The organism is Pseudomonadaceae bacterium SI-3, from assembly GCA_004010935.1.
Taxonomy (GTDB): Bacteria; Pseudomonadota; Gammaproteobacteria; order Pseudomonadales; family Pseudomonadaceae; genus Stutzerimonas.
In genome coordinates this window covers 1-17,971 of sequence record CP026511.1, presented here as the reverse complement: position 1 = coordinate 17,971, position 17,971 = coordinate 1, and the positions used below count along the sequence as shown (strand labels likewise).

General features: G+C 54.3%; 13 protein-coding genes and 1 pseudogene. 4 read left to right on the top strand and 10 right to left on the bottom strand.

The features are described from left to right. Positions 1–33 precede the first annotated feature (33 nt). From C1896_00070 to C1896_00055, 4 genes are all read left to right on the top strand, one after another. Positions 34–1,326 carry a hypothetical protein gene (locus C1896_00070; protein AZZ43458.1) on the top strand — a complete coding sequence of 431 codons (1,293 nt, stop codon included), beginning with the start codon at positions 34–36 and terminating at the stop codon, positions 1,324–1,326. A gap of 225 nt (positions 1,327–1,551) precedes the next feature. Continuing rightward, positions 1,552–1,938, top strand: a complete 387-nt coding sequence (locus C1896_00065) for a hypothetical protein (GenBank protein AZZ43457.1) — start codon at positions 1,552–1,554, stop codon at positions 1,936–1,938. Between the two features lie 58 nt (positions 1,939–1,996). Further along, positions 1,997–2,242, top strand: coding sequence for a hypothetical protein (locus C1896_00060; GenBank protein AZZ43456.1), 246 nt, complete (start codon positions 1,997–1,999; stop codon positions 2,240–2,242). A gap of 255 nt (positions 2,243–2,497) precedes the next feature. After that, the gene (locus C1896_00055) at positions 2,498–2,704 is read left to right on the top strand and encodes a hypothetical protein (protein AZZ43455.1); all 207 of its coding nucleotides are present in this window, start codon (positions 2,498–2,500) and stop codon (positions 2,702–2,704) included. Between the two features lie 54 nt (positions 2,705–2,758). On the opposite strand, the gene C1896_00050 is transcribed toward C1896_00055, so the two are convergent. The 10 genes and pseudogenes from C1896_00050 to C1896_00005 form a co-directional block, all read right to left on the bottom strand. Then, complete coding sequence (locus C1896_00050; GenBank protein AZZ43454.1) at positions 2,759–3,277, bottom strand: preprotein translocase subunit SecB; 519 nt, start codon at positions 3,275–3,277, stop codon at positions 2,759–2,761. Beyond that, complete coding sequence (locus tag C1896_00045) at positions 3,274–3,765, bottom strand: toxin-antitoxin system HicB family antitoxin (protein ID AZZ43453.1); 492 nt, start codon at positions 3,763–3,765, stop codon at positions 3,274–3,276. Before C1896_00045 ends, C1896_00050 begins: the two co-directional genes overlap by 4 nt. After that, positions 3,762–4,049 (bottom strand): hypothetical protein, encoded by a 288-nt coding sequence (locus C1896_00040; GenBank protein ID AZZ43452.1) that lies wholly within the window; start codon positions 4,047–4,049, stop codon positions 3,762–3,764. Before C1896_00040 ends, C1896_00045 begins: the two co-directional genes overlap by 4 nt. A 257-nt stretch (positions 4,050–4,306) precedes the next feature. Continuing rightward, the gene (locus C1896_00035; protein AZZ43451.1) at positions 4,307–7,645 is read right to left on the bottom strand and encodes a type I restriction endonuclease subunit R; all 3,339 of its coding nucleotides are present in this window, start codon (positions 7,643–7,645) and stop codon (positions 4,307–4,309) included. A 25-nt stretch (positions 7,646–7,670) separates the two neighbouring features. Then, positions 7,671–8,828: a hypothetical protein gene (locus C1896_00030; GenBank protein ID AZZ43450.1), complete on the bottom strand. Its 1,158-nt coding sequence runs from the start codon at positions 8,826–8,828 to the stop codon at positions 7,671–7,673. Then, positions 8,825–11,088: pseudogene (locus tag C1896_00025) on the bottom strand (DNA methyltransferase). Before C1896_00025 ends, C1896_00030 begins: the two are co-directional and overlap by 4 nt. Before the next feature lie 648 nt (positions 11,089–11,736). Continuing rightward, the gene (gene gyrB / locus C1896_00020; GenBank protein AZZ43449.1) at positions 11,737–14,151 is read right to left on the bottom strand and encodes a DNA topoisomerase (ATP-hydrolyzing) subunit B; all 2,415 of its coding nucleotides are present in this window, start codon (positions 14,149–14,151) and stop codon (positions 11,737–11,739) included. After that, positions 14,148–15,260: a DNA replication/repair protein RecF gene (locus C1896_00015; GenBank protein ID AZZ43448.1), complete on the bottom strand. Its 1,113-nt coding sequence runs from the start codon at positions 15,258–15,260 to the stop codon at positions 14,148–14,150. Before C1896_00015 ends, gyrB begins: the two co-directional genes overlap by 4 nt. Positions 15,261–15,270: 10 nt before the next feature. Then, positions 15,271–16,374: a DNA polymerase III subunit beta gene (locus C1896_00010; protein AZZ43447.1), complete on the bottom strand. Its 1,104-nt coding sequence runs from the start codon at positions 16,372–16,374 to the stop codon at positions 15,271–15,273. A gap of 37 nt (positions 16,375–16,411) precedes the next feature. Next, positions 16,412–17,872, bottom strand: a complete 1,461-nt coding sequence (locus tag C1896_00005; GenBank protein AZZ43446.1) for a chromosomal replication initiator protein DnaA — start codon at positions 17,870–17,872, stop codon at positions 16,412–16,414. Positions 17,873–17,971 lie beyond the last annotated feature (99 nt).

The following is a 17,971-nucleotide window of genomic DNA, read 5'->3' as shown; positions in this document are numbered from 1 at the left end:
GGCAGCTAACACGGATGAAGAGAGACATCTGCAATGCCGAAAGCAGAAAACACCCCACTGCCACCATACCCTCGCCTAGGTGAATGCTACCGCCTACTCGCCAAGGCACTCGATACCAAAGCCAGTAACCGCCATGTCGATCAGTTGGCCAGGCAAGGTGATTTTGACTGGCAGTTGATTACGCAATTGCGCCAAGAACTGATCGAAGCGCCCCTGCTGGCCAGGAGCAATCCTGACTTCACTGCTTTCGTAATGAGCGCGGAGAAGAGCTTTCACCAAGGCTATATAAAGCTGATCAAAACCGTTCAGCTGGATGCCCTTACCCGCCAGGAAAGCCTACCCGCCCTCATTACCCATTTGTTTGCCCCTTTTGCTGCATCCTTCTTGCTGCAAATGCAAAGGGCCGTAGCGAGTCCCCCTATCGCCATGCTGCTCAACGACCAGCAACATCCAGTGGCGGTCATCTTTTCATGGTTGGAGCATGAGCTCGGAATTGAACCCCATCGATTAGGTCATCAGCTGTATCCAGACGCCAATGGTGAGAACAAGAACGGGCGAGAACTGATGCAGCGTTGGCGTCAGGGGAAACAGCTGCCCACGCTGCAACGCATCAGCCTGCTACAGAAAACACTGTTGGGTGCGTTCACCGTCCGAGAGCGCCTCATCACCGCATTCACGGAATGGCTCATCATTGCGCGAGCCCTAGCGGTCTTCGACGAGGCCGCTGCCGCACACCTGAAACTGCGCGACTGCATCCTGCGTGAAGTACTCAGCGATGTGCAGCCCGACGATATCGGGGCAAAGCTGGCAGCACTGAACGTTCAAGCATCGGCACATAAGCGTGACATGGTCTGCCACGGGCTAGTGCTTGACGATCAGTTAAAGCGCACCACCGATAAATCCGTCGGCCAACAGGCTCGAACGCGCTTCGCCCTGGATCAATTCCGCCACCAGATATCAATCCACGAGCCAGAATCGGTCAGCACTTACTTTCTCGAATTTCTGGAGGGTCGCTGGCATGTGCTTGCGGGCCAGCTAGAGACGGCGCTAGGCCATTATGAGCAGGCTGCTGACCTGGCACTTTACCGCTCTGGCGAAACACAAAAAACCATCCTCAGGGAAGCCTTACTGCTTGCGGCCTATCAGGGAGATTTGCCGCTCTACAAGCGCTTGAAGCATCGCGCCTTGGTTATGGGTTTCAGCTTTCTACCGGCCTGGGACAAAGCGGTGGCCACCGCCCAAGAGCTGAAGATGATTCGAGGAAACTTAGAAGAGCGGTTCCCTGAGCATGGGCGCTTCCTAGAAGCGCGCATGAGCGTCCACTAATGCCAGGCCTGCGAGTAGGGGATTCCCGTCTGCCTGGCGATGCACCAGCCCCCGGTCTCGCCAAAGGCTCGCGGATCGGCGCGGTGGTTCACGGCCAAGCATCCGTGCAAAGAGACTCCAATCGGAACTGGCACCTAACCTTAACCAATAAAGTTGCTACTTTTTCTGGATAAGTAACAACCTAAACGTTATCCTGCCGCTACCGCCACCAGCCCAGGAGTCACCATGCTTCCTTACCCAGCATCCCCTGAATTCCCAGCGGCCCTGAAAGCCCGTCGGGAGTTCCTCGGCCTGAGCCGTTCCGCCTTGGCGCGGGCAGCCAATATTCATGGGGTAATGCCCCGACGCTACGAAGAGCCCGGTTGCAGGGATTTCGCGAGGCCTCGCGCTGACAGCACCTGGATTGCCCTGAATAAGGCGCTTGGGTATGACGTTCCAGATGAAATTCAGGCAGCGCTGGAACAGGAAGAGCCTACGAACTCAACCAACACGGATACACCATCAACGGTTTCAGGAGTTATCAAGGCGTTGACCTTAGCGGAGGCAAAAGCCGGTCTGGCGATTACTTTCGGTGTAGACATCGACCGTATCGAAATCACCATTCGTGGCTAGTTCATACCAATCCATCATCACTCAAACCGATAAGGTTATAACTTTTAAGGAGCTTAGAATGGACAATATGCAGACGTCGGATTGGGACAAGGCTTCGGACACACTGAAAAAAAATATTTCTGCAATGCCACTCGGCCAAGCGAGCAAGATTCGCGACATCATTGGGGAAGTGACCTGGGCGCCGCTGCAACGGACAACACGCCACCGCTTCGGTAAACACGTGCGAGCCAACCTTGAGCACTACGGATTGGTATTTGCGGGCGTGGCCGGGCGTATTGCTGTTTATAAAAAGTCGGTCATTTGAGATCGTAAATCTGGGCCCAGGGCACCTCAGACAGTGGGATTCGGCTCATTTGACGACCGCGATTCTGTCGTAATGCAGATTGCCTGCCCCCTGCGCTTAATAGGACGTTATGGTTCAATCCGTCCCCTCACCTGCACCAGGATCGGTGATCGCTCGGCCTGCTGCGGAAACCGACCACCTGCCCTGCGCTATACCAGACCCCCGGTGACTGGCTAATGGAGAGCAGGGCGATGAAAAGGCACCGAACAAGACACCTTGCAGGGACTGGTTGAGGCCGGCGCCGCGCGGAAGTTTCGCTTGCTGCGCGAAGGGGAAGCCTGGCGCCGGCAACTGCGTCTCGGGGTGAAATGGCTGCCGGTGCGCTCGCGGCGGCGGGAGCCGGTAAGACTCTGGCGCTCACTGACAGCGGTGGGGCGATTTTGTGAAGGACTGGAGATCAAGGCTCTGACAGTAGAGCTTTGATCAGCCCACCGTTTCAGCTTGAAACCACATAAGCCAACATCAGCGAATCCAGCACTACTCCGGTTTTTTCGCAGTGTTGGCCGAGCTTGCTTTGGTGAACTGCATCATCGGAAGCATGACTTTGGGCAAATTCATGCGCGACACTTGGCTGGAGAAATATTCACGCCAATACGGCCAGACGTGATACCCCGCATTAGCGACGGCAAAAGCATCCAACGCTTCGCGATCCGCTTTCAGCTCAGGATTGGCGATGACATAGTCCGCCATAAAAGTAGCGTCGATCTGCACCACTACATCCGGCTGAGCTTCTTCGCCTTCCTCACCCTCAAAGGGGCATACCTGCCTGGCACCCAGCTCCATCTCCACTCGGAAGATCGCAATATTTTCGCCCTGGTGGACACCTTCAATGAGGTAGGAGCGCTTAGGGTTATTACGAAGCTCTAGCTGCAAGCTCTCTAGGCGTGGATCGAATTTAGGGTCGAAACCTTCGGCCAGCTTTGAGCTAGAGGCCTTCATGAACACATCTTGGATTTGCAGGCCATCTTTGGCCCGCTGGAGTGCTTCAAGGTTCATGCTGCGTCCGCAACGTTCCAGCCAACAACACTCAGTTTCGGCAGTTCTCGCCGAGCCATGGAAACACCATCCACCTGAATCGGAGATGGCATTGGTTGCACCAGCCGTTCCCATTCATCGTGCGAGTTCTGCATGCCCAGATCGAAACCGCGATAGGCAGACAAAATCGAAACCATCAGCGCATTCAGGCTTACATCTTCGCAGTCCGCACGGCGCGCCAGCGACGCATGCAACGACCTGGGTAGGCGCAGTGTTACTCGCCCACTGAACTCTTCGACGTGCTCGAACGGCGCAGGAATCTGCTTGCCCTGCTCCGCGAGAGCCTCGGCTGTCATTGCAATCGATTCGATGACCAGGCCATAGGCTTCATCGTAGCTGTCGGCATATTCATAAAGATCCGGCAACTCCAGCACGCGCGCTTGAAAGCAGACTTCACCCTCATAGGTTCCGCGTCTAATTTCAATGCTATAAGCATGAGGATCGATCATTTTTGCTCCTTCAGGAACTCGTCGAGTTCTGACTCATACTGCCGCAAAATGCGGAGTATTTTCCCGATATAAGCTGGCTTTATCTCGGGGTTCTTTCCATGACCACAGTTATAGGCCGCCGAGTAAAATCCCTTTAGACCGGGATGCGTCACGACCTTGTGGCCTGCCTCGCCAGCACGCACAACGAAGCCCAAGTCGCGCAAAGAGGCCGCAAGTTCCTCGCAACGGATGGAGGATTTTGCAGCCTGGAGCTGGGCTATCGTTTCGCCAAGCCTAGCATGCATGTGACACCACCGGTAGTGTCACTGTTCCACAAAACGTGTAATCCCGTCCGATCAAAAGCACTGTCTCCCTTCACAAACGTTCAACGTCAAGGCTCCTTTCAGGCCTAAGGCAGGCCCAGAACCATTAACCCGGAATACAGAATAGGCGGGGGGTAGCATATCGCCTCCACGCAGAGCCGTGGTGTGGTTGCGTCGCGAGGAACTCCAAGCGCGGATACCTACAGCTGAGAAGGAACCCCAAAGCCTTCATATTGGCCTCAGTGAAGAACCTGTCCCGCTGATCCCTGCTGTAAAAAACGGAAAACAACTTCAGCTCGTGCCTCGATGTCTTCATTTGAAAACTCATCAGGCATGCCAACCAGCATGTGGTCGATGATCACGGTTTTGAGCTGTGCCTGTGTGGATGCCTTGTCACGCAGATTGCCCATTTCAGCTCGGCGAGCTCCAACGACAGATAGAAGATCCATGGCAACCTTCTTCAACTTGCCAATGTCGCCTTTACTCAGCGCTGATTTGTCCTTGCCGAGCAGGTCATAGACGGCGAGTTCTTTCTCCGTCGAAAAGCCTTCACGGATAAAGCGCTGCTCTTCCTGATCCAGCGAATCATGCACCTGAAGCAATTGATCAAAGACCTTCTGAATCTCGACTTTGTCCTTGTCGCGGTTGTACTCCTCGATGATCTCCTCATAGCGCTTATACAAATCAACGCGTGTAGGGTTAGCCATCAGCATCGCCTCGATACGCGCCTGGATCCGCTCCTGCAAGCTCAGAGTTACCGCCTGTTGCTGACTCGACTTGGCGAACTCCGCACGTAGTCGCTCAAAATCAATACCAGACAGGTTGTATGGCTGAGTCGGCTTTTCGTTGAGCGTATCGAGCGGTACAACCTCAAGGGCGTTATCCACCAGCCCGCGCAGCTCCTGCATGATTGAGCTGACATCAACTTTGCCTTTAGGCTTTTGCAGCATGTTGTAGATGGCTGCGATAGCACTTTCTTGGGGCTCGTAATGATGCAGCTCATCACGTGGAAATAGCCCGCGATAACGGTCAGCCACATCCTCGGCAAGCACCTGGAAGGTCTTCTTGGCCTCAGCCGAAACAGAAATAGCATTCTGCGCATCCAGCAGTGCCTGCCAGCGCTCTTCGCCGTTTGTGGCCTTAGCCAAATCGTCTAACTCAAAACCTATGCTGGTCAGGTGGGCCTGTACTTTAAAGATCGCGGCGGCGTACTCCACAAGAGCTTGCTCCTCATCGAGCAAGGGATCAGTGCCGTCGTCTTGGGAATTACCCTGCTCACCTTGCCCGTAAACGGATAGCGCCTTACGCAAGCTTTTGAGCATGCCGTTGTAATCAATGATTAGGCCGTTTTTCTTGTGCGCTGCTACACGATTCACCCGAGCGATGGCCTGCATCAGGGTATGGCCCTTCATAGGTTTATCGAGATACAGGGTTGCCAGCGACTTCACATCAAAGCCGGTCAACCACATCGCACAGACGATAGCGACGCGAAACGGATGCTTACCATCCTTGAAGCACTCCTCAATATCGCGGCTATCGATGCCCTTACTGATAACTTCACGATAGGGTTTGACGTCGATGCCTTCCTGGCTGAAATCCTGGATCTCATTCTGATCTGAACTGAATATTGGATGAATTTGGGTCGTCTTCATCCACTCGATCAGCGCAGCATCGCGACGTAATCCCTCGGAGAACGGCTTGCCCTTGGTTATGAACGGCGCCTGATCGTCCAGCAACTTGATCTCCAGCGCTTGGATCTTCTCGGCCCACTTGCTCTTGATTCGGATGGCCATCTTCACGCAGGTGACCTTGTCGATGCAGACAAATAGCGCCTTGGCATTGCCGCCATAATTGATCGGTTGGCCAGCTCTTGGCGGTGCCTCCATAAGCCGCCAGCGCTGATGGAAGTGCTCGACGAAATCCGTAGCGACGTCATTCAGATGGGTATCCGAGGTGAACACCGGATAATCACGGGCCAGCTCGCGGTAGAGCTTTTCTTCCTGCTCTTCCGTTAGGTCACCATCAGCGCGAGCCTGGTCTATACGATCTTCGATACGCCTGTTCAGCGCCTCATCGACAATGTGCAGCTTTTCGCCCCGACTCTCATAATAGAGGGGAAGGGTGGCACCATCTGCCACGGCACGCTGGAAATCGTAGACAGAGACATAGCTGCCAAAGACCCGTTCGGTTTCACTTTTCTCAAGCCCATCGATCAGCGGTGTACCGGTGAAACCAATGAACTTAGCCCGCGACAACGCCATTCGCATTTGCGTTGCCAGTCGCCCGTACTGGGTACGATGGACCTCATCGGAGACCACGATGATGTCATCGCGTTCAGACCACGGCTCAGTTACGCGCTTGCGAAATTTGTGAATCAGGCTGAACACATAACGGCGATTTTCGTCTTTCAGCAGACGTTCCAGGCCTTCAGCCCCAGCCGCCTTGTCACGGCTGTTAGTAGAAATTCCACAGCCGACAAAGGTGCTGAAGATTTGATTGTCCAACTCCTTACGGTCAGTGAGCAGCACGAAGGTGTAGCGGGCGGAAATCTTTCGGTGAATCTTCTGGCAGAAGAACACCATCGAATAACTCTTGCCGCTACCTTGGGTATGCCAGAACACCCCAAGCTTACCGGCCAGAACATTAGGGCCACCTTCGCGCAGATTATCGATAGCGCGATTAACACCAAGATATTGGTGGTTGCGAGCAATTACCTTGGCGGTATGTTCTTCGCTGTGGTCGAAGAGCGTGTAGTTCTCGACGATATCCAACAGACGGTTTTTGCTGCACATGCCGCGCAGCAGGATCGGCAAAATAGGCTTGAGCGGTGCAGTGTCCGGTTTCGGGGCAGGGTCTGCATCCTCCTCAGCCAAACGCTTCCAGCGGTAAAAGTGATCCCAGCTGCTGGTAATCCCGCCATAGCGCGCATCCAAACCGTTAGAAACAATCACCAGTGCGTTGTAGTGAAATAGCTGGGAAATGGTGCCCGGGTGACTATCGTCAGGACGACCTCGATAGTCGATATAGTTCTCGTCGAACGCAGCTTTTAACCCTTTGTCGTGGCGCTTCAGCTCGATAAACACCAGAGGCAAGCCGTTGACGAAACCGACCAAATCGCAGCGCTTGGTATAGGGGCCGATCTTGACCCAAAGCTCACGCACCACCAAAAAGTCATTGTCATCCTGTTTACCTTCAGCGAACTCGACGACTTTGACGTGAACGTCCTCTTCGGGGCGACCACTGGGTGCTTTCAGGCTGATACCGTCACGCAGCATCCGCCACTTTTCTTCGTTGTGTTGCAGCAGGGTCTTGGTTGGGTCGGCATCCAGCAGCAGTTCACGCGCCTGTGCCAGTTTGATCGGCGACACCTTGGGGTTGAGGCGGGCCAAGGCCTTATCCAGCTCGCGAACCAGCACCACCTCGCTGCGATCCTTACGCCCCAGCGTGGAGTCCGGATCAGATGGCAAACCATGGACTTCGTCCATGGCATAAACCGAACGCCAGCCTAATTCATCAGCCAGCAGTTTGGCGGCGGGCTCCTGGATATTTTTGTCTTCCGAATAACTGGCCTTGCCCATACTGCATTCTCCCTGCTCAGGTGGCTTAGACCTGGATTGCTCCTGACATTAACTGAGGTAACAACGCATCGCGAGCCTCTACCGCTCGCAGATTGGCCTCGCGCAAATACTCTATCTGTTGAAATAGCGGCCCAACATACTCGTCAAACTGATCAATGACTTTTCCCGGCGGAATTAGTATCTCAACGGGATGTACAACCTTCCTGTCTAACGAGGGCACCGATGCACCAGAGTTGTACTGTGCCAAGTTCATCTCCGACAACATGAAGTAGGCAAAGAGGGGGGTTACACGGCGAAATTCCTTGACCCACAAGGCAGTATTTAGAGGCCAAAAGTCCTCGGCTACGTAGTGAACTAATCCCAGAGTTCCGCTTCGCCCCGTCACAACACCGGGCCCCTTAACCTTTGCCTCGCAGTGATAGCCGTTGATCCCAGCCGATGCGTAGATAGGAATGCTACCTGGCGTTCTTACAGCATTAGGCAAATCGAACCCACGCTGTAACAGCAATGCCGAGTCGAGTCGCTCGCGACTCCAGCCTTCAGGCATACCTTCAAACCGTTTAACTTGCTCGAACCCAGGGAAACGTAGATTAACGAACCACTCCCGATACAGCAGGCGGGCTGATTCCTCCAGAAATTCGAGGCGACGGTGGTTTGTCTCAATTAGCTCATTGTATCTATCCAGCGTCTCTGCAATTTTTGCCTGCTCGCAGACATCATCTGGAATAGTTACCCTGACTTTATAGATACGCTCTGGAGCTGTGTGCCTAACCTTTGTCCCTGTCGACGAGCCTCGAATTTGAGTTCGAACAGGTTTTGAGTTCAGCAACCAGTACAGAAACCCTTTATCCAATCGAGCTGCATCAGTTACAGCCACCAGTCCGATGCGTTGGTTGTGTAAATACTTATCACCTTCAGGTATTCGGGCAGCGCTGCCAAGCAACCCCTCTCCTTGTTCAGTCATGGCGACGATAAGGTCATCTTTGGCCAGCAAGTAGCTTTCCGGGAAATCGCTTGTATAAAAACGCTCCTTCCCCGCACGAACACGAAACCCGCCTGGCTCCAGAAAATTTCCAGGTGTTACCACCATGAGATTGCCTACTGGCGCAAAAAACTCCCCTTTAAAGGCAAAACCATGCTTCACATGTATTGCCTTACCAAGCTGAAGCTCCGACCAACTCATTCTGCAAACTCTGAAAAAGCCAGCTGAATACGATCAGCCAACCCGACAGCTTTGTCATTCAACTCCGCCAGCTCGCTGTGGATTTCCTTCATCCTTTCGCGGAAAGCCTGACCTTCGTCGTCGTCTTCAACGCCAAGCGCCACTCCTACGTAGCGCCCCGGTGTCAGCGAATAATCGTTGGCTGCGATAGTCCCGCGGCTGACCACGGCGCACAAACCCGGCACATCGGCATAAACGCCATCGGGGAAACGGCTCAGCAGCCAGTGTCCCTGAGCGATGAAGTAACCAGCACGCTTGAAAGCCTCAACGGCCAAGTCACGCACCGTGGGTTGCTCTCGTTTCTTCAAATCGCGGTGGAGTAGGGCTTTTTTCACCTCACGGCAATCTTCGTAAGCAAAGGTATAGCCAGCAGAGGCCCATTGACGGCTGCGTAGTTGCTTGTCTGCCATATCCAGTAGCTTAAGCCAGGCCTTGTGACGGGCCTCAAGCGCGGCAAGGCCCGCCTTGAAGACGGCGTTGCCCGCTTCTGCCTTACCCTGCGCTGTTTTTCGAGCAGCTAAGTTGGCTGGTGCAGACAACTCACCCAACAACGACTGAGCCTCTTCCAGCGCCTTATCTATGAGCTGTTGCCATGCATGGCTTTCCGTTTGTACCTGCTTCAACTCATCACGAAAGCTGGCCAACAGCTCATCCATCAAACCATGGTCTTCACCCAATTTGGTACGGACAATGGCAACAGGGGTCGCTTGTAAGGTAGCGGCGGCAAGTTCGCTTAGGGCCTTATCTAGCAAGCTGATCTGCTCATTGTCAGCGCCAATCCGTTCGGGCAACTGTTGCAGATGCTCAGTCAGTTGCTGCTGGTAGTGACCTAGTAACTCAACAAAACGCTCAGTCTGACCACGATACAGCCACGTAATTGCCGACAGGTTGCTTAGCTGTTCTTCAGTGAATACATGTGAACGTGCCGAGACCACCGTGTAGACATTTCGTGCATCAATCATCAGCACGCCGTCCAAGCGCTCCTTCGGCTTACTCTTGTCGTAAAACCACAAAGTGCAGGGGAGACTGCGGGTATAGAAAAACTTTGGCCCGATGGACATCATCACGTCCACATGGCCGGTCTCCACCAGTTGCTGGCGAATGTCTCTGTCTTTATTGCCAGCATCCGAGGCACTGGCCGCCATGACGAATCCGGCCCTGCCAGTGGCATTTAGGTAACTGTAAAAATACTGAATCCACAGGCTGTTGCCATTCGAAATGGTCTCGGTGGAGTCTTTGGCTCGGCTCTTGCCAGCGGTGCCAGGCAAACCAAAAGGCAGACGCTTGGGTGGCTTGTCTTCGAGAGTTCCAACCTGACTTTTGATCTTCGTAACCTGCACACCATCAACGTTAAACGGCGGGTTAGCCATGACGAAGTCACACTGCCCAACCAGCTGATGCTGGTCTTCATAGAAGGTGTTGCCCAGCAGGATTTTGCCTTCTAGACCATGTACCGCGAGGTTCAAACGCGCCAGCTTGCTGTTGACCTCGGCTTTCTCCTGACCGTAGAAAGTGATGTCCGCATCATGGGTAAGCTTGTGCCGCACGTCCTCCATGAAGTGGCCAGTCTGTACGAACATGCCCGCCGAACCACATGCTGGATCAAGCACGGTTCCGTGGTCAGGCTCGATCACGTTGACGATCATCCGCACCAAGCTTGGTGGCGTGAAGAACTCACCGCCTTCCTGAGCACCGCTCTGGGCAAACTGATTAAGGAAGTATTCATAGATCCGCCGAACACATCGCCGCTGGCATTTTGCAGAGCGGGGCGGTTAAAAATCTTGATCAGGTCAGGTAGTAGGTCGCGCTCTAGCCCGTGATAATTTTTGGGCAGGGCACCGGCCAGCAGCTTATTGCCGTCCTGGTCGGTGACACTGTCTTCAATCGCCTGCATAGCGTCATGGATTGCTGCTGCGATGTTTTCGCTGGCAGGCAAACTAGCGAGGTATTCGTAGCGGGCGATTTCCGGCAGGTAGATTGCCGCTTTACCCTGAAACCCCAATTTGATGCGGTCTTCACGCAGCTGACCAGTAGCCCGAGTAGGAATACTGTTTTCTACTTCTTCGAGCAATGCATAAAAACGAGTCGTGGCGTGCCTTAGAAAAATCAGCCCCAACACAGGCATCGAGTATTCGCTGGCGGTGAGTTTGGAGTTTGCCCGTAGCTGATCAGCAGCCTCCCAGAGGTCGGATTCGAGCTGCTTGAGTTCCTGATAATCCATAGTCAACGACGTGCCTTGTTTCGAAATTGCCATGATGAATGCGCAGGTGATTACCTGCGATTCATAAAATTGCTCGCGCTCTTTGAGGGGGAGTGTGATGCGCCGATTGTAACAAGGTAGCGACACCGCAATGTGCTGCCACACCGCTAGCTGTCGCACCAAATGCCATAGTTCAATACGCAAAACCCCCAACAGATCCGCATCTGCCGGGGGCTTTGTTTTTATCCTAGGTGACCCTTAACTCCGGCCGAACCGTTTAACTTTGGCCGAAATGCAAATAACTTTGCCTGCCTACAGGCAGGGTGGCAGGCACATCAGCATACGGTTCGTTTTAAAGAAGCCGCAAGCGTGTCGCATCGCATTACCCATCAGTAATCACTGCTGATGGGCGATGCCCTTTTGATTGGCATAAATTGCAGCGCCCCAGCCGTCCCGCCGAATCTCCCAGAATTTCGTCCACGCCAAAACGAGTTTTTCCGCCCCTTCCTTGTAGCTTCACTACACAGCACATCTATGCGGTGCTGTGTGGCTATGCCTAATAAACTGATCTATAAAGAAAAACCCCGGCGCTAGGCCGGGGTAGTGACAGAAATAGTCATGACAATAACTTGCACAAACATGACAATTTATCTGCCCGTCGACAGGATTTTAGAAATCCAAATTGGAAACCGCCAATGCATTGGATTCGATAAAGTCGCGGCGAGGCTCGACCGCATCCCCCATCAATGTATTGAATATCTGATCGGCTCCAATCGCATCCTCGATAGTTACCTTAAGCATGCGGCGAACAGCCGGGTCCATTGTGGTCTCCCAGAGCTGGTCAGGGTTCATCTCACCGAGACCTTTATATCGCTGAACGCTATGACGACGGGTTCCCTCAGTCATCAACCAGTCCAACGCCTGCTTGAAGGTCGTCACCGGCTTCTTGCGCTCGCCGCGCTGAACGTAGGCTCCTTCCTCGAGCAAGCTGTTCAGCTTGTCCCCGAGTACCGTTACGGTCTTGTAGTCATTACTACCGAAGAAATCGCGGTTGAATGTGATGTAACTGGCCAGGCCGTGTGAAACGATCTCCACTTCAGGGAGCCACACGTTGCGTTCCTTGTCCTCGCGCAAGCTTACCTTGTACGCAAGCCCAGAGCGTTCGACGCCTTTGAGCAACGCCGCATAGGGCTCCAACCACGCCTGCATAGCCGCATGATCACCTAGCTGTTCAACCGACACGCGTGGCAGGTAGATGAAGTGCTCGGTCAGCTCCTGTGGATAGAGTCGCGACAGGCGCTGCAGCGTCTTCATCACAGTGCGGTAATCGTTAACTAGGCGTTCCAACGCTTCACCTGACAGACCAGGCGCATGCTCATTGACGTGCAGGCTGGCGTCTTCGAGAGCTGACTGAGTCAAATACTCGTCCATCGCCTCGTCGTCTTTGATGTATTGCTCCTGCTTGCCACGCTTAACCTTGTACAACGGCGGCTGAGCGATGTAGATATAGCCGCGTTCGATCAGCTCCGGCAGCTGGCGGAAGAAGAATGTCAGCAACAGCGTCCGGATATGAGAGCCGTCGACGTCCGCGTCGGTCATGATGATGATGTTGTGATACCGCAACTTATCGATGTTGTACTCGTCACGACCGATGCCACAACCAAGCGCGGTGATCAGCGTGCCAACCTCCTGAGAGGAGATCATCTTGTCGAAACGAGCCTTCTCGACGTTGAGGATCTTGCCCTTGAGCGGAAGGATAGCCTGGGTCCTGCGGTTGCGGCCCTGCTTGGCAGAACCGCCCGCGGAATCACCCTCCACAATATAGAGTTCGGAGAGGGCGGGGTCCTTCTCCTGGCAGTCGGCCAGCTTGCCGGGAAGGCCGGCAATATCCAAAGCCCCCTTGCGTCGGGTCATCTCGCGCGCCTTGCGTGCGGCTTCACGAGCTCGCGCGGCATCGATCATCTTGCCGACCACCGCCTTCGCCTCGTTGGGGTGCTCGAGCAGGAAATCCGCGAAATGCTTGCCCATCTCTTGCTCGACTGCGGTCTTCACTTCGGACGAGACGAGCTTGTCCTTAGTCTGCGAACTGAACTTCGGGTCTGGCACCTTGACCGAGATGATCGCTGTGAGACCTTCACGCGCATCATCGCCAGTCGTAGCGACCTTATGCTTCTTGGCCAGCCCTTCCTGCTCAATGTAGTTATTCAGGTTCCGGGTCAGCGCCGAACGAAAGCCCGCCAAGTGGGTTCCACCGTCGCGCTGAGGGATGTTATTGGTGAAGCAGAGCAGATTTTCGTTGAAACTGTCGTTCCACTGAAGCGCCACTTCGACACCAACGCCATCATCACGCTGGATATTGAAGTGGAACACCTCATTGACTGGCGTCTTGTTGGTGTTGAGATAAGCCACGAAGGCGCTGAGTCCGCCTTCGTATTTGAACAGTTCTTCCTTGGCGTTGCGCTCATCGCGCAGCACAATGCCGACACCCGAGTTCAGAAATGACAGCTCACGCAGCCGCTTAGCCAGAATATCCCAGCTGAAGTGGATATTCGCAAAGGTCTCGGCTGATGGTTTGAAATGGATTTCGGTGCCCGAATCCTCGGTTTCACCGACTGCAGCGAGCGGCGCTTGCGGTACACCGTGACGATAGATCTGCTCCCATACCTTTCCTTCGCGGCGAATGGTCAGGATCAATTCCTCAGACAAGGCGTTCACCACCGAAACACCCACGCCATGCAGACCGCCGGAAACCTTATAGGAATTGTCGTCGAACTTACCGCCAGCGTGCAGGACGGTCATGATGACCTCTGCTGCAGATACACCTTCTTCGTGGATATCTACTGGAATGCCACGGCCGTTGTCACGAACGCTGATGGATTCATCAACATGTATGGTGATTGATATATCGTTGCAATGACCTGCCAGCGCTTCGTCGATCGAGTTATCCACGACTTCGAAGACCATATGGTGCAGACCAGTGCCGTCGTCCGTATCGCCGATATACATACCGGGGCGCTTACGTACTGCATCAAGGCCCTTGAGGACCTTGATACTGGACGAATCGTACGTGTGGTTTTCGCTCATGCCTTCACTCCCGAGGGGCCGTGGTCCTGGGCTATCGCACCATGTTCCACGTGAAACATTGAGACTGGCGTGTCTTGGCGCCAACCTTCTCGCAATACGTTCGAATCAACGCAGGTGATAAAAACCTGGCAATTCAGTTGTTCCAGCAACCGGCACAATGCCAGCCGGTGCTGATCGTCCAGCTCGGACGGTAGGTCATCAACCAGATAAATACACTGGCCTCGTTTGGCTTCACTGACCAAATGGCCCTGCGCAATACGTAACGCGCACACAACCAGTTTCTGCTGGCCACGAGATAAGGTTTCCGCAGCGTTATGGTTGGCTACCCGCAATCGGAGGTCAGCCCGCTGAGGACCCGCCTGGGTATGCCCCATGAGCCTGTCGCGTTCGATGGACACCGACAACACCTCAGCCAGGGAACGCCCTTTGTCCCAGCCACGGTAATAACTCAACTGGAAACCGTGAAGATCCAAAAGCGCGGCCAAGGTGACCTCGAATATTGGTTTCAGCGCTTGAATGTAGGCCCGCCTGTACCCGTCTATTTCCTCACTCGCAGCGCTAAGCTCGCGGCTCCAAGCCGCCTGAGACGCGGAGTCAAGTGTACCATGACGCAGCCACGAGTTCCGTTGCCTCAAGGCCTGCTGCAAGCGCTGCCAAGCATGGAGGAATCGGTGTTCCACGTGGAACACCCCCCAATCCAGAAACTGCCGGCGAAGCTTGGGTGCACCTTCGAGCAAGCGAAAACTGTCCGGATTGATCAGCTGCAACGGTAACGTCTCAGCGAGTTCCGCTGCGCTTCGAACGCTCTGGCCATTGATTCTGATGCGTACGTCGCCGCTGCGATCTCGAGAGATGCCGAGGGCGGTTGACTGCTCATCAGCCAATTCGACCTGACCAAAGACCGTGCAACTTGAATGCTCGTGGCTTATGACCGGCGTCAGACGCGTGCTGCGGAACGAGCGCGCCATTCCGAGGAGATGGATCGCCTCGAGAAAACTGGTTTTTCCGCTACCGTTATCACCGTAGAGGATGTTGATCCGGGGGGAGGGGTTTAACGTCACCGGCTGGAGGTTACGTATGCCGGTGACGGAGATGCGGCTAAGGGACATTCAATGTGGATTACAAGCGCATCGGCATAACGACGTAAGCCGAGTCGTCGTTATCGTATTCCTGAACCAAAGCACTGCTATTCGCATCGGACAGAATTAGCCGGACCTGATCAGTGGTCATGACGCTCAGCACATCAAGCAAATAGCTGACGTTAAAACCGATCTCCAAAGGCCCACCGGTATAGTCCACCGCGACTTCTTCTTCCGCTTCTTCCTGCTCAGGATTATTCGCCTGGATTTTCAACAGGCCAGTTTCCAGTTGCAGCCGAATGCCGCGATATTTTTCATTGGAAAGAATGGCCGTACGGCTGAACGCCTCGCGCAGTGTCTGACGTTCACCAACCACCAGCTTGTCGCCGCCACGGGGCAGAACGCGCTCGTAGTCAGGAAATTTTCCGTCAACGAGTTTAGAGGTAAAGGTGAATTCCCCTGTAGTGGCTCGAATGTGGTGTTGGCCAAGGACGATGCTGACTTCGCCATCCTGATCCGTCAGTAGCCTTGCCAACTCAAGGATGCCCTTGCGGGGGACGATAACCTGATGTCGGTCGGGCTGTTCGATACCGGCTTGCATGGAACACATCGCCAAACGATGCCCGTCCGTCGCGACTGCACGCAACATCCCGCTAGAAACCTCAATCAGCATACCGTTCAGATAGTAACGCACATCCTGCTGGGCCATGGCGAAGCTGCTGCGCTCAATGAGACGACGCATCTTGCCCTGGTTAACGCTGAAATTCAGCGAGCCAGGACCTTCCTCAACGGTGGGAAAGTCATTGGCTGGCAAGGTCGAAAGAGAAAAGCGGCTGCGCCCGGACTTGATTACGATCTTCTGATCATCCAGCCGGATATCGATGAGCGCGTCAGGCTGAAGGCTTTTGCAGATATCCATCAATTTGCGCGCCGGCACCGTGATTTCGCCGGGTTCGGATGCATCCTCCAAGGCGACACGGCCAACCAACTCTACCTCTAGATCAGTGCCTGTCAGCGACAGCTGATGGTCTTGAACCACCAGCAATACGTTCGACAATACCGGTAAGGTCTGGCGACGCTCGACGACGCCGGCCACCAGCTGCAGAGGTTTCAACAAGGCTTCGCGCTGAATAGTGAAATGCATGGTCTGGTCCCTTGCCTATTAAATGGCCGCAGTCTGTTCAGGTTGTCAAAGTACGCAGCAAATTTTTGTAATCCTCGCGAATATCAGCATCCAATTCGCGAAGTTCGGCAATCTTACGACAGGCGTGCAGCACGGTCGTGTGATCGCGCCCACCAAAGGCGTCGCCAATTTCCGGCAAGCTATGATTGGTAAGTTCTTTGGACAAAGCCATCGCGACCTGACGGGGTCTTGCGACCGAACGCGAGCGTCGTTTTGACAGAAGGTCGGATATTTTGATTTTGTAGTATTCCGCGACGGTGCGTTGAATGTTATCAACACTCACCAACTTGTCTTGCAGTGCGAGCAGGTCCTTCAGCGACTCACGAATCAGCTCGATAGTAATGTCCCGCCCCATGAAATGGGCGTGGGCGATTACGCGTTTCAGCGCACCTTCCAACTCGCGAACATTCGATCGGATGCGCTGCGCAATGAAGAACGCAGCATCATGGGGAAGCTCGACGTTGGCCTGGTCAGCCTTTTTCATCAAGATCGCCACACGCGTCTCGAGTTCTGGCGGTTCGACCGCAACTGTCAGCCCCCACCCAAAGCGAGACTTCAACCGCTCTTCAAGCCCGTCAATTTCCTTGGGGTAGCGGTCACTGGTGAGAATCACCTGCTGCCCACCTTCTAGCAACGCGTTGAACGTGTGAAAGAACTCTTCCTGAGACCGTTCCTTTTTTGCGAAGAACTGGATGTCGTCGATCAGCAAAGCATCCACCGATCGATAAAAGCGCTTGAACTCGTTGATCGCGTTGAGCTGCAACGCCTTGACCATGTCCGCGACGAACCGCTCAGAATGAAGATAGACCACCTTGGCGTTAGGGTTCTTCTTCAGCAAATGATTGCCGACCGCATGCATCAGGTGAGTCTTGCCAAGCCCTACACCTCCGTAGAGGAACAACGGGTTGTAGCCATGCTTGGGATTGTCTGCAACTTGCCAGGCAGCAGCTCGCGCCAGTTGGTTGGATTTGCCTTCGACAAAATTCTCGAAGGTAAAGGTCCGATTGAGATAGCTGGTGTGCTTGAGCCCACCCTCAACCTGTACGTTACGTTCGGCTGGACGCGAAGGCGAGCTAGGCGCTGCGACAGGCGCAGCGGAAGCCGCGGTTGCTGGTTCGGTGAACGAAGCGGGAGGCGGAGCAGCGGCCGCAGGAGCGCCAACTTGCGACTGAGAACGAGGTGAGGAACCGCCAGCCGGCCGCGTAGAAGCGACTCGCCTGCTGCCTATCAACAATGACAAAGAGGGTGCCGGCCCTGATGCGCGTTCTGACAATAGCTCCAGCAGGCGCGAAAGATACTTCTCGTTAACCCAGTCGAGAACGAAGCGATTCGGTGCATAGATCCGCAATTCATCTCCATCTGATTCGACCTGAAGCGGACGAATCCAGGTGTTGAATTGCTGGGCCGGCAGCTCATCTCTCAAGAGGTCAACGCACTGCTGCCAAAGTTCCACCGACACAAGGTCTCCTAGAAGCTGTCGAGCTTAAAACGGGGCTCATTGTAGCCTTGAGACGTGTCAGTTATCCACAGTAAGAAGGCTGTTTCTATAGGCAAAGCG

Bases quoted from the DNA above. Each gene is read 5' to 3' on its own strand.
- C1896_00010 (AZZ43447.1), bottom strand. From the start codon at position 16,374: ATGCATTTCACTATTCAGCGCGAAGCCTTGTTGAAACCTCTGCAGCTG.
- C1896_00015 (AZZ43448.1), bottom strand. From the start codon at position 15,260: ATGTCCCTTAGCCGCATCTCCGTCACCGGCATACGTAACCTCCAGCCG.
- C1896_00045 (AZZ43453.1), bottom strand. From the start codon at position 3,765: ATGATCGATCCTCATGCTTATAGCATTGAAATTAGACGCGGAACCTAT.
- C1896_00070 (AZZ43458.1), top strand. From the start codon at position 34: ATGCCGAAAGCAGAAAACACCCCACTGCCACCATACCCTCGCCTAGGT.
- gyrB (AZZ43449.1), bottom strand. From the start codon at position 14,151: ATGAGCGAAAACCACACGTACGATTCGTCCAGTATCAAGGTCCTCAAG.
- C1896_00050 (AZZ43454.1), bottom strand. From the start codon at position 3,277: ATGAACCTTGAAGCACTCCAGCGGGCCAAAGATGGCCTGCAAATCCAA.
- C1896_00035 (AZZ43451.1), bottom strand. From the start codon at position 7,645: ATGGGCAAGGCCAGTTATTCGGAAGACAAAAATATCCAGGAGCCCGCC.
- C1896_00040 (AZZ43452.1), bottom strand. From the start codon at position 4,049: ATGCATGCTAGGCTTGGCGAAACGATAGCCCAGCTCCAGGCTGCAAAA.
- C1896_00065 (AZZ43457.1), top strand. From the start codon at position 1,552: ATGCTTCCTTACCCAGCATCCCCTGAATTCCCAGCGGCCCTGAAAGCC.
- C1896_00030 (AZZ43450.1), bottom strand. From the start codon at position 8,828: ATGAGTTGGTCGGAGCTTCAGCTTGGTAAGGCAATACATGTGAAGCAT.
- C1896_00060 (AZZ43456.1), top strand. From the start codon at position 1,997: ATGGACAATATGCAGACGTCGGATTGGGACAAGGCTTCGGACACACTG.